The 12,236-nt window shown below is 63.2% G+C and carries 10 protein-coding genes; 4 read left to right on the top strand and 6 right to left on the bottom strand.

From position 1 onward, the window contains the following. Nucleotides 1–10 precede the first annotated feature (10 nt). The 4 genes from MIC97_RS22970 to MIC97_RS22985 are packed head-to-tail and all read right to left on the bottom strand — an operon-like array spanning nt 11 to nt 3,958. Nucleotides 11–1,048, bottom strand: a complete 1,038-nt coding sequence (locus MIC97_RS22970) for an iron chelate uptake ABC transporter family permease subunit (RefSeq protein ID WP_239802221.1) — start codon at nt 1,046–1,048, stop codon at nt 11–13. Beyond that, the gene (locus MIC97_RS22975; protein ID WP_239802222.1) at nt 1,045–2,079 is read right to left on the bottom strand and encodes an iron ABC transporter permease; all 1,035 of its coding nucleotides are present in this window, start codon (nt 2,077–2,079) and stop codon (nt 1,045–1,047) included. Before MIC97_RS22975 ends, MIC97_RS22970 begins: the two co-directional genes overlap by 4 nt. Next, entirely contained in the window at nt 2,080–3,036 is a 957-nt protein-coding gene (fepB, locus tag MIC97_RS22980; protein WP_239802223.1) for a Fe2+-enterobactin ABC transporter substrate-binding protein, read from the bottom strand. Between the two features lie 55 nt (nt 3,037–3,091). Beyond that, nucleotides 3,092–3,958: a siderophore-interacting protein gene (locus MIC97_RS22985; protein ID WP_239802224.1), complete on the bottom strand. Its 867-nt coding sequence runs from the start codon at nt 3,956–3,958 to the stop codon at nt 3,092–3,094. A 276-nt stretch (nt 3,959–4,234) separates the two neighbouring features. On the opposite strand from MIC97_RS22985, the gene MIC97_RS22990 reads away from it, so the two are divergent. Next, a complete protein-coding gene (locus MIC97_RS22990) occupies nt 4,235–5,041 on the top strand; it encodes an ABC transporter ATP-binding protein (RefSeq protein WP_239802225.1) in 807 nt (268 codons plus the stop codon). Continuing rightward, on the top strand, nt 5,041–6,336 hold the full coding sequence (locus tag MIC97_RS22995; RefSeq protein WP_275592573.1) for an NtaA/DmoA family FMN-dependent monooxygenase: 1,296 nt from the start codon (nt 5,041–5,043) through the stop codon (nt 6,334–6,336). Before MIC97_RS22990 ends, MIC97_RS22995 begins: the two co-directional genes overlap by 1 nt. 72 nt (nt 6,337–6,408) lie before the next feature. On the opposite strand, the gene MIC97_RS23000 is transcribed toward MIC97_RS22995, so the two are convergent. Further along, nucleotides 6,409–7,185: an IclR family transcriptional regulator gene (locus tag MIC97_RS23000; protein ID WP_239802226.1), complete on the bottom strand. Its 777-nt coding sequence runs from the start codon at nt 7,183–7,185 to the stop codon at nt 6,409–6,411. A 355-nt stretch (nt 7,186–7,540) separates the two neighbouring features. On the opposite strand from MIC97_RS23000, the gene MIC97_RS23005 reads away from it, so the two are divergent. Continuing rightward, the gene (locus MIC97_RS23005; RefSeq protein ID WP_239802227.1) at nt 7,541–9,700 is read left to right on the top strand and encodes a TonB-dependent receptor; all 2,160 of its coding nucleotides are present in this window, start codon (nt 7,541–7,543) and stop codon (nt 9,698–9,700) included. A 322-nt stretch (nt 9,701–10,022) separates the two neighbouring features. On the opposite strand, the gene MIC97_RS23010 is transcribed toward MIC97_RS23005, so the two are convergent. Further along, nucleotides 10,023–11,231, bottom strand: coding sequence for an ABC transporter substrate-binding protein (locus tag MIC97_RS23010; protein WP_239802228.1), 1,209 nt, complete (start codon nt 11,229–11,231; stop codon nt 10,023–10,025). A gap of 156 nt (nt 11,232–11,387) precedes the next feature. Here MIC97_RS23010 and MIC97_RS23015 point away from each other — a divergent pair, with 156 nt between their 5' ends. After that, nucleotides 11,388–12,227 (top strand): helix-turn-helix domain-containing protein, encoded by an 840-nt coding sequence (locus MIC97_RS23015; RefSeq protein WP_239802229.1) that lies wholly within the window; start codon nt 11,388–11,390, stop codon nt 12,225–12,227. Nucleotides 12,228–12,236 lie beyond the last annotated feature (9 nt).

Below are 12,236 nucleotides of genomic sequence, written 5' to 3' on the forward strand. Positions count from 1 at the left end.
GGTCGAAAGATCAGATCCTGCGGCTGCGGGAAAGCAGCCACAGCAGATAGAGCCCGCCGAGCAGGCCTGTCGTCAGGCCGATCGGCATGTTCGCGTTGAGCGGCAGGCGCTGGCTGAGAAGATCGGCGGCCAGCAACAGCACCACGCCCATGATCGCCCCGGACAGGAGCGGAACCTGCGGTGAGGCGGTGAGCCGCCTCGCAAGCTGCGGGGCTGCCAGTGCCACGAAGGCGATGGGGCCGGCCGCGGCGGTGGCAATCGCCGTCAGCGCCACGGCCGCCATGACCATGGCAAGGCGTGTCGGCTCGACCCGCACGCCGAGCTGTTTTGCGGTATCGTCGCCCATTTCCAGCAGGTCGATGCGGCGGGCATGCAGGATGGCCACAGGCAGGACGATCAGGAAGCCGAGTGCCGCCGGTATGGCGTGAGCCCAGGTGCGGGTGTTGAGCGATCCGGCAAGCCACATCTGCGCCGACATCGCCTGTTCGAGATCGCCCATCACCAGCAGAACGGTATTGAAGCCGGACAGGATGGCGCCGACGCCGATGCCAACCAGCACCAGCCGGTAGCCGCCCGTGGCGCGAGACTTCATCGACAGAAGGAAGACCACGACTGCCGTCGCAAGCCCTGCCGCCACCGCCGCCAGCGAGGTCTGCAGCGGGCCGGCATTGAACAGGATGATCTGCACGATGGCTCCGGTCGCCGCACCCGTGGTGAAACCGATGACGTCGGGCGAACCCAGCGCATTGCGCGAGATGGACTGGAAGATCGATCCGGCCATGCCGAGCGATGCGCCGACGAAGATGGCAGTGACAAGGCGCGGCAGGCGCACGCGCAGAATGACGCGTTCGGCGGTTGCGTTATCACCGGTGCCGAAGAGACCGGCGATCACCTCGCTGGCGCTGAATGGCAATGTCCCCGTGCCGAGCAGCACGATGCCAAGCGCCAGCGCGACAAGCAAAAGCACGATGCAGACCACGACGGCGCGCGGGCGCAGCAGCACCGACAGGGGCCCGACACGCAGCGCGGAGGACGATGCGGCGCTCATAGCCGCGCCAGCCTGAAACGGCGCACGATGAGCACGAAGAATGGCCCGCCGATCAGCGCGGCGACGATGCCGGCGGCAATCTCCGCCGGCGGCACGATCATGCGCCCGATGACATCGGCGCCGAGCAGAAGAATGGCTGCGAACAGTGCAGAATAGGGCAATATGAGGCGATAGTCGGGTCCGGTTACGGCGCGCGCAACCTGCGGCGCAACGAGGCCGACGAAGCCGATTGGGCCGGCGCCCGCCGTTGCCGATCCGGCCAGCAGCATCACCGAGATACAGGCGAGGATCCATGTGCGGTGACGGCTGACGCCCAAAGAGCGGCCAAGATCTTCGCCCAGCGCCATGGCGTTCAGATTGCCGGCAATGGAAAAACCTGTCACCAGACCGACGCCCACTGACAGCGCCAGAATGGCGGCGACATCATAGCCGCGCCCTGCGACCGATCCGGCGGCCCAGTTGCGGAAATCGTCGAGAACCGTGACCGGGGCGTTGAGGATGATCATGCTGGTGATGGAGGCCAGCATCACCGACAGGCCGGCCCCGGCAAGCACGAGGCGCACCGGATTGGTGCCCGTCTCATGCGCCTGCCCCAGTATGAAGACAGCCGTGCCGGCAAGTCCCGCGCCGAGGAAGGAAAGCCAAACATATTGCGACATGGAGGTGAGGCCGAGCACCAGAACGCCCACCGCCACGGCAACGGCTGCACCGGCGTTGATGCCGAGCAGGCCGGGTTCGGCGAGTGGGTTGCGCGTCACCGCCTGCATGATGGCGCCTGCAACGCCGAGTGCGGTTCCCGCCAGCAGCGCCACGATGGTGCGCGGTATCCTCAGTTCCCGCACCACCAGATGCAGGTCGTTCGTCGGATCGAACGAACGCAGTGCATCCAGCGCCACCCCCAGCGGCACCGGCCGCGAGCCGATGGCAAGGCTTGCCGCTATGACAAACATCAACAGCGCGCAGCCGACGACAAGGCCGAGCCTGCGGCTTCTTCGCCTGCGCGCTGCCGGGGACAGGGTGGGAGACGTCATTTACCTGAAGTGCCGGGCAACCGCGTCGACCATCTCCCGCCCCGAATAATAGTCGATGCGGAACGAGGTCGGGCCCAGCGGGTAAACCCGCTTGTTCCTGACTGCCGGCAGGTTGGCGAGAACCGGGTCGGCCAGAAATGCCTCGACGTCGGCATCGGTGCCGCGCAGCAGGAAGACCGTATTGCCGGTGATGGCGGCGGACAGGTTTTCGCGCGAGATGAAATCGAAATCGGAGCGGCGCGTGACGTCGCCGCTGTTGGCCTGCGGCATGCCCTCGACCTCGAAGCCGAGCGAGGACAGAAGCCGCGCCTGCGGGCTCTCCGGGCGGCCGATCGAAAAGGTCGCGCCAATATTGTAGCCCACGATGCTGGCCGTGCCCTTCTCCTTCGTGAGTGAAGCCGCCACCTCCGCCACATGGGTGTCGAAGCGCTCGATTGCCGCCGCTGCCTCCTTTTCCAGTCCGGCGATTTCGCCGATCTGGATGGCCATGTCCTGCCAGCTCTGGTTGGAATAGTTGATCACGAAGGTGGGTATGCCCTGCGCCTCAAGCTCCCCATAGTGCTGGATCACGCTGTCGGCGCCGGAGGACGAGGCGATCAGCAGGTCCGGCTCCCAGCCGATCACCGCTTCGATGTCGAAATTCAGGTTCCGGTAGAGAATGTCGACGCCACGCTCGTCCGCCACGCCGGACCATTGCAGGAAGAAGCCCTTGTCGTCGGTCATGGAGCTCGGCGTCGTCGCGGCGCTGGCGATCAGCGGCGCATCCATGGCCAGCAATATGCCGGTGAGGCTGGGTGCGGTCGACACGATGCGCACAGGTTTTGCCGCAAGCGTCAGCTCTCCCGACACATGTTTGACCGTGCGCGGCCAGCCTTCTTCCTGCGCCTGCACGAAAGGCATGGACAGCAAAAGGGAACCCGCGAAAGCGGCGGCGGCGACTATCTTCTCGGCGTTCATCGGCACTCTCTCGGTCTGCGGCACAGGTGTTTTCCAGAGCGTTTCCGCTTTTCGTTCAGATCTGGACGTCCAGATCCTCGAATTCGCGCAGGCCCCCACCCTGCGAGATGACCTCCTCATAGTGCCTGAGGCGCATCCGGTCCACTTCCGAGCTGCTGACGCCGCGTCTCCAGTAGCCGGTGGCGCGCACATCTTCCCTCGGCAGTTCGCAGGTTTCGGAGAAATGACGACGGATGGCGCGCGTCTCCTGCCGTTCGCCGGAGACCCACACCGTCCAGCCGGCCGGATCGGGGATTGCTTTCGCCGCCGCCACCAGCCGTCCGGTGGTTCCCGGCGCCTCGTCGGCGCCGCGCAGCAGCAGGTTGAGCGAAACGCCTTCCACCGCCGGCAGCTCGTCGAAGGCGGCGCGGTCGGCCGTCTCGATATAGGCCACGCCTTCGATGCCCGCCTGCCAGCTCTGCAAAATGGAATAGACCGCCGGTATCGCCGTCTCGTCGGCGAAGATGGCGACCTTGCGCCCGCTTTCCCAGGCCGGCACGAAATGCGGCCGCGGCCCGGTGTAGCCGATGACGGTGCCGGGCTGCGCCCTCGCCAGCCAGTCCATGGCCGGGCTTTTATCCTCATGGATGACGAAATCGATCTCGATCAGGCCGCTCGCCTCGTCATAGGAGCGCACCGTGTAGATGCGTGTCACCGGACGCTGGCCGGCAGGCGTTTCCACCTGAAGCCGCAGGGCGAGATTGGGCAGGCGCCATGGTGCGGGATCGGAAGGATCGATGCGGGCAACCACGCGGGCAACGGAGGCAAAGGGCCGTGTGATGCCTTCCACCGTCATCTTCGCATGTTCCATGCCGCGCATGTGATCGTCCTGTTCGAGGCGCGCATTCGGATCCTCGACGACTTCCTTCGATGTGGCGTTCATGGCATGTTTTCCTGACGGTCCTGCAGGTAAAGCCGGCGCGGCGGCGAGAGACCGCGTCACGACCGGATGTGCTGTTTCCGGATGCCGGACCAGCCGATGCGGGCGGGTGGTGCCCGGACGCCTCCAGCAAAGTTGAGCTTCCTGTTCCACATTACGGATTGCATTCCGCAATGCAATACTGTTTGGAAGGCCAGTGTCGGCAATGGCAGTGACAGAGCCCATGCATACAGCTATTCCGCTGCGTACAGGAAAGTTGAAAATCCGTTGGTTCCCAACATGACGCACCGCCTCCATGCCGAAGACGTCACCTTGCGCTATGATCAGCGCACCATCTCGACCGGGCTGACCGTCGCCATCCCCGACGGATCGTTCACCGTCATCGTCGGCCCCAATGCCTGTGGAAAGTCGACGCTGCTGCGTGCCCTGTCGCGCCTGCTGGCCCCGGCGCACGGGCAGGTGATTCTCGACGGCAGGAGCATCGGCGATCTACCGGCCAGGGAAGTTGCCCGCCGGCTCGGCCTTCTGCCGCAAAGCTCAATCGCGCCCGACGGCATCACGGTCTCCGATCTGGTGGCGCGCGGACGCTATCCGCACCAGTCGTTCCTGAGGCAATGGTCGAAGGCGGACGAGGCGGCCGTCGCCGGCGCCATGGAGGCGACGCGGGTTGACGGCCTTGCCGACCGGCTGGTCGACGAGCTTTCCGGCGGCCAGCGCCAGCGCGTGTGGATCGCCATGGTGCTGGCGCAGGAAACGCCGATCCTGCTGCTCGACGAGCCGACGACCTTCCTCGACATCGCCCATCAGATCGAGCTTCTCGACCTTCTGGCCGATCTCAACGGCAGGGGGCGCACGGTTGTGGCGGTGCTGCACGATCTCAACCATGCCTGCCGCTATGCCTCTCATCTCGTCGCCGTCCGGGACGGTGCCATCGTGGCGGAAGGCGCGCCATCGGCGATCGTCAGCGAGAAGCTCGTCAGGGACGTGTTCGGTCTCGATTGCGTCATCATCGCGGATCCGGTGTCGCAAACGCCGCTGATCGTGCCGAAGGGCCGGCACGGCAACCAGCCCCGGGAGGCTTCTTGATGAGTGAAGCGAGCTTGAGCGGCGGAAAAAAGCTTCACATCGGCTTCAGCGTTGCACCGACATGGCTGAAGGGCCGTCGCCCGGAACCCGGCGAGGCGCCGTCGGCGCAGGACCCCGCCGCCTTCTATATCGACCTCGCCAAGAGGGCCGAAGCGGCCAAACTCGATTTCGTCTTCAAGGTCGACTATCTCTATCTCAACCCGGCTCTCGCCAGCGGTTCTCCGGGTAGCGTCGGCTTCGAGCCGAACATCCTGCTTGCCGCCATGGCGCGCGAAACCAGCCGCATCGGCCTCGTCACCACCGCTTCCACCACCTTCAACCCGCCCTATGTCGTGGCCCGCCAGCTCCAGTCGCTGCACTGGCTGAGCCAGGGGCGCGCGGGGCTGAACATCGTCACCTCCATCGAGGGTGCGGAGAATTTCGGCGATGCGCCGATGCCGTCGCCGGAAGTGCGCTACCGCAAGGCCGCCGAATTCACCGATGTGGTGCGCCAGCTCTGGCAGAGCTATCCGCCGGCCGGCGACGGCAGCGGCAAATCCGCCGCGCGGGCAATCGACCATCAGGGCGAGTTCTTCAGCGTGAAGGGTCCGCTCAACGTTCTCGCTCATGAGGCCGGAGCGCCGCCGCTGTTTCAGGCCGGCGCCTCCGAGATCGGGCGGGAATTTTCGGCCTCGGTGGCCGATGCCACCTTTGCCGCGGCGCCCGACATGGCCGCAAGCATCGAGTTGCGCGCCGATCTGCGCATTCGCGCTGAACGCCTCGGCCGCCGCACCGACGACGTGCGGGTGCTGCCCGGGCTCTATTTCTTCCTTGCGCCGACCCGCGAGGAAGCGTGGGAGCTGCATGCGCGCGCCCATGCCTATCTCACCAGGGAACGGCGTCTGGAACAGCTCAGGACGGTGATCGGGCTCGACGCCTCCCATCTCGCTCCCGCCGACAGGATCACGCCCGACATGCTGCCCGAGCGGCAGGCGCCGGTGCGCAGCCGCACCCATGCCGACCTCCTGCGGCGCTTCATCGAGGAGAACGACCCGACCCTGGAAGAGGTGCTGGCGCGCCCGGAAGTGGTCGGCTCCGCGCACTGGGTGTCGGTCGGCACGGTGGCAGACGTCGTCGCCGACATCGCGGAATGGTTCGAGGCCGGCGCCATGGATGGTTTCATCGCGCTGCCGGGTGGCTCGACCGGATCTCTGAACCTGTTCTTCGACGAACTGGTGCCGGAGCTGGTCAGGCGCGGCCTGTTCCGCGCGGACTATGAAGGCACCACGCTGCGCGACCATCTGGGAATGCGGTAGCGCGTCAGATCGCCCTGCGTCCGCCCGGACGCACAAAGAACGATCTGAATTACCGATGTTCCAGCCGGTTCCTCAGATGCCTCCAGCTTCGCGCGAAGCCTGTTTCGCTGCATCGAAAAGGGCTGCGCGGTGGTCTTCGGCTTTCGCCGCTTCGATGAAGGAAACGGTGGTCACCACGCAGGCGATCTCGTTCTGGGCATCGAAGACCGGAGCCGCCTTGCCGGTAAGCAGCGAAAACAGGTGTTCGGACAGGTCCGCGCCTGCCGCGCGGCGTACCTGTTCCAGAACCTCCGGCTCCGGCGGGGAGCCGCGAAACGAAGGCGGCTGCATCCGGCGTGCGGCCGCGATCCGCTCCGGCGGCAACCAGGCCTGAAAGACCAGTCCTGTTGCTGTGTTGTCGAGCGGCAGCACATCGCCCAGCGAAACCGTGCTCACCGCGAAATCCGAGCTGCGATACCAGCGCACGATGGTCGGGCCGCGCTCGGTCCAGATCGCCACGCCGCAGCTTGCCGCGATGCGCGCCGCCAGCGATTTCATCAGGCGCGAAGCGATGTCCACGGGCTGGATGCGGCGCAGCGCGCCGATGCCGATGTGGAGTGCCGAAGGCCCCAGATCGTAGCGCGCCGTGATCTTGTCCTGCGCCGCCAGCCCTTCGAGAACGAGGCTTTGCATATAGCGATGGGCGGTGGAGGTGCTGGTGCCGGCGCAGCGCGCGATCTCGCCCAGCGGCATCGGGCCCTCGGCCTTCGCCAGAATGTCGAGAAAGCGGGCGGCGATCGATACGGACTGGATCGTGGTCGAACGGCGGGCCTTGTCTTCCTCCCTGTCCGCGAAGTCTTCAGGCTTCACGGATTGGGCCTCGGCCTGGCCTGGAAAGCTTGGTGGCGGCAAAAAAGATGTTCATGTCAACCGTTTCAGGAATGCGAATGCGCCAGCGTCCAGCCCTCGGCGTCTTCCCCATGGCATCTCCCCACAGGGCCTCCCGAGGCGGCGGCGCAGACAAGGTTAGGACGCTTCCGCACGGCAATCAATCCGTGGCGTGGGTGCCACACCCGCGCTGGCAATGAGCCGGCGCAGCCATCCGCTCCGGCCCGTTATGTTGACAGGCGGAATGCGCTATGCATTGTGGAACGCATCGCTTCACATCATCGCCAGCCACGCCTCACGCCCAGCCAGCGATTTCCATTCCGGGATCGGGGGTCTCATGTCATCCAGGCTTGTGGCACAATTGCTGCACGGCGCCAGCGCGCTTTCCATCTTGTCTCTTGCCGCGGTTTCGTCGGCTGCCGCACAGGAAGCTGCCGCTTCCGGCGCGGTGGCTTCGGGCCCCGGGGCTTCCAGCAATGTCATCGTGCTCGATACCGTCACCGTCACCGGTGAAAAGGTGACGCGCGATCTGAAGGACACGGCCGCCTCCGTCGCCATCAAGACGGCCAGGGAAATCGAGAAGGAAAAGACCGGCAACGCGACCGTCACCGAAGTGGTGTCGGATGTGCCGAACGTCATCTATACCGAGACGGTCGGCATTCCGGTGATCCGCGGTCTGGACGGGCAAGGCCCCAATACGGGCGCGGGCGCGTTCTTCGCCGGCACCGTGCCGCGCGCTACCATCAATGTCGATGGCCACTACCTGAACTACAACGAGTCCTATTTCGGTGCGACCTCGGTGTGGGATCTCGATTCGATCGAGGTGTTCCGCGGGCCGCAGACCACCTCGCAGGGCGCCAACGCCATCGCCGGCGCCATCATCGTCAACACCAAGGATCCGACCTTCACCCGCGAAGGCGCCTATCAGGCCGAGATCGGCAACTACAACCAGAAGCGCGCCTCCTTCATGCTCTCCGGCCCGCTGGTCGAGAACGAACTGGCCGGCCGCATCGCCATCGACTATTCGGGGCGCGACACTTTCATCGACTACATCAGCTCCGCTTACAGCGGCGAGGGCACGGACCTCGAATTCAAGGCCCTGAACGCCCGCGGCAAGCTCTTGTGGCAGCCGTCGGAAATCCCCGGCTTCGAGGCCAAGCTCACCTACTCCCTCAACAAGACGAACCGGCCGACGCAGGAATCCGCCTACCTGCCGTTCGAAGACCTCAACAGCTATGCTGCGACCATGCCGACCTGGAAGCAGGACACACACACCGGCATTCTCGACATCAGCTATGATTTCGGCAACGGCTACAGGTTCTACAACCAGACCCAGTATTCGGACTCGTCCGTCCACCGCAAGATGCCTCGTGCTGGCATCGGCGCGGCCGATGTGGAACAGACCAACTTCTCCAACGAAGCGCGTGTCACCTTCGGCGAGCAGGAAGACGTCATCAGCGGCGTCGCCGGCATCTATTACGCGCATGTGAGCACCGACGAAAAGCTCGACCTGCCGGGTGCTTTCCCGGGCGCGGGCAACGGCTACTCAACCTTTGACGATACCAAGGACAATCTCGGCCTCTTCAGTGAAGTCAACTGGAAGTTAGCGGAGCAGTGGACTGTCACCGGCGGCCTGCGTTTTCAGCAGGATCGTGTGCAGCGTCTTGGCCTTTCTACCTATACTGCGGATGCAGTCGACTACGACAAGACGTTTTCCGAGTTTCTGCCCAAGCTTTCTTTGACTTATGCTGCAACGCCGGACTGGAACGTCGGAGCCTTGATCAGCCGGGGATATAATCCCGGCGGCGTGACGCTGGATTTCGCAACCCGGGCGCCCGGAGTCCCAAAGTGGCGCGATTTCAACGAGGAAACCATCTGGAATTATGAGTTGTTCACGCGTGCAAACCTGCTGGACAACAGGCTCGCCCTGAGCGGAAATCTCTTCTACATGGATTTCAAGAATGCGCAGTACAACGTATCGGCTGAGATAGCTCCGAACGTGTACTCAGCCTATACGATCAACGCGGACAAGGCGCATTCCTACGGCGTCGAGATCGGCGCGGATTATCTTCTCCTCGATAATCTGACCATCAAGGGAAGCGCGGGCATCCTGCGCACCAAGATCGATGAAATGGCTGGCGATACCCAAATTTCTTATAAAGGCAACGAGTTCCCCAAGTCGCCCGGCTACATGCTGACCCTTGGTGCTAGCTGGGAAGCCACAGAGAAGCTCACCATCTCCGGACAAATCCGCCACACAGACGGTTACTATTCCGACATTGAGAACAAGCCCATAAATGTCGTGGGATCGTATACCTTGGCCGACGCGCGTATAAGCTACCAGTTCACCGACGCGTTTCAGGTTTATGGATACGTCAAGAACATCTTCGATGAACGCGCGCCGACCCATCTGAAGGAAAACCGCGGCATTGGCGGCCTCGAAGCTGCCATGACCCCGCCGCGCATGTTCGGCGTCGGCGTTCGTGGCAGCTTCTGAAGTCCACAGTGCCAAAGGCCGGTTTTCGGCGCTTTAGAAATTCTGAAGGTTCCGGTCCAGCCGGAACCTTCCTTGTTTTCGGGGGGCTGTTGCCGAGGCAGGAAGCAGGCGTGTCTTCGTCCCATGCATTCAGATGGCGGGCCTTCTCCGCCATCTGCAACCCCTGAGACTATGGTGACACCAGCTTCAGAACTTTCTGCTGAGAGAGCTCAGGCATGCGACCCTCGCAGGAGTACAGAAAAGAATGTGCCGGGATTTGACCCGGCACATTCCGGAACGATGGGCGTGATGCACAAATCGCCTCCCGCCCGGCCTGATGAGATCAGGGCTTCAGCAACAGAGCATCCGCCGTGCGCTCGGCTTCTGGCCACAGTACAGCGGCAGCGGTTGGGGTCTGATTGGCTTCAGTGTACTGGATGACATAGATCGGAACGCCCATCCACTGCTGGTAGGCCCACGCCGGATCGGTTTTGTCAGAGAAGGTTATCGTGCCGCGCGGACCTTCCCAGGACAGTTCACGAAGCCCGGCCTGAATATCCTGCGAAGAGGTGGAATTCTTAGCACGGATCGCTTCGGCGATAACCATCACGCCATCATAGCCTTCCATGGCCACAGCATTGGCAGGACGGTTGAAACGGGCCTGATAGGCTTCCGAGAAGGCGCGCGAAATTTCCGTGTCCGGGCGCCCCGGCAGGCCAGCCGGATTGGCGATCACATGCACGCCCTTGTCACCCATCACCTGCCAGAACTCCGGTTCCAGAGCATCGGCACCCGCTGAGAAGATCGCGGTATCGGCAGATGGCGCAATGCCGAGATCGGCAGCCTGTTTCAGCAGCAGAAGCAAGGCCGAACCTGTGAAGCCGGCAACGACAAGATCAGGCTTGGGATCCGCACGACGCAACTGAAGAAGCTGCGGCGTGAAATCGGTCGTCGTGTTCTCGCCGGTGAACGAAGTGACGTTGATTCCGCTATCCTGAAGGTTCTTCGTGAAAATATCGATGACGCCAAAACCCCAGTCGGAGTTCTCTGCAAACACCACCACATTCTTCATGCCGGCTGCTTCGACCCAGTCCGAAGCCACCGAGAACACCAGCGAGTTGGCAACTGTCAGTCGAAACACCTGCGGGCGTTTCGCGGCAGTCACCTCATCCGACCAGCATTCGCCGGCGACGAAGGTAAGGTCGTATTTCGCAGCCACCGGCCCAACCGCGCTGCACACGGCGGAATGCGCTTCACCGGTCACGGCGACGACGTTTTCCTTCGATGCCAGTCTTTCAAAAGCGGCTACGCCTTTTTCGGGAACGCCTGAGGTGTCCTCGACAACCAGATCGACTTTCTTGCCCAGAAGTCCACCCGCCGCATTGAGTTGCTCAACTGCAAGTATCATGCCGTCGCGCAGGGATTCGCCCGTCTGTACGCCTCCCGGAGGTGACAGTGGCGCGAGGCCGCCAATCTTGATCGTTTCCTGTGCCGTTGCTGCCGTGCCGGTCAGCAGCATTGCGGCTGCCACCATTGTTCCGATCTTCCTCATCTTTTCTCCTCCTCTGTCGGTCCCGTGTTTACCCCTGACCTTGCGTGGCTCGGGTCAGGGTTCGGATGGACAAGAGCATCGCAACCGGCCCCATTTCCTTCAATGAATTACTCGGCTATGTTTGACGCAACATGCAGCTGGGAAAGCGTCAGAAAGATGCAGGATAGTCAGGCCGCCGCCAACCTCTCCACCAATCTGCGGCTTGCGGCAAGCTATTATCCTTCCGTGACCCAGATGTGCCGGAAGCTGGGCATCAACCGGCAGCAATTCGTCAAATACCTTGCTGGCACCACGTTCCCCACGCCCGGCACCATGCGGCGAATCTGCGATTTCATCGGCGTCGACGAGTTCGAGGTCCTGATGCCGCCGGACCAGTTCCGCAACATTATCGCGCTTCGCCGCAATTCGGCTTTCGAGGATCTGGCCGTTCCGCCGAGACTACGCGAGCTTCTTTCTCAGGCAGCGTCATCTATGCCCGAGGTGCGGCGCCTGCACGGTTATTACTACGAGTACCGCTATTCCTACACGCGGCCCGGGCGGCTGCTGCGTTCATTCACCCATATTTATGGCTGGCGCGGATATACATTCTATCGGCGCATCGAGCGCCTGAAAGATCCGGACAACGTATCGGGACCTCCAGAGGTGTTCAAATATGACGGGCTCATCATGCCTGTCGGCGACAGACTGCATCTGCTCGACTTCGAGACCATCACCAACAGCGAACTCACGCACACCGTGCTCTATATCAGCTATCCGAACCGTGTCTCGCGGCTAGCGGGGCTGACGATGGGCGTCTCCGCAACCAGCAGCCACGAGCCGATGGCAACGCGCGTATGCCTTGAATATGTGGGCCGCAGCGTCCAGCGCTCACGCGCCTTGCGTGCCTGCGGCCTTTATGAAATCGACTCCGGGGAGATCAGCAAGTTCGTGCGTGACTATCTCACGCGTTCGGGTGCGGACACGGACTCGCGTCCCATCAACGCGCCGCCCCTGTAACACGTGATC

It is taken from the genome of Aquamicrobium sp. NLF2-7, assembly GCF_022359935.1.
GTDB classification, from domain to species: Bacteria; Pseudomonadota; Alphaproteobacteria; order Rhizobiales; family Rhizobiaceae; genus Mesorhizobium; species Mesorhizobium lusatiense.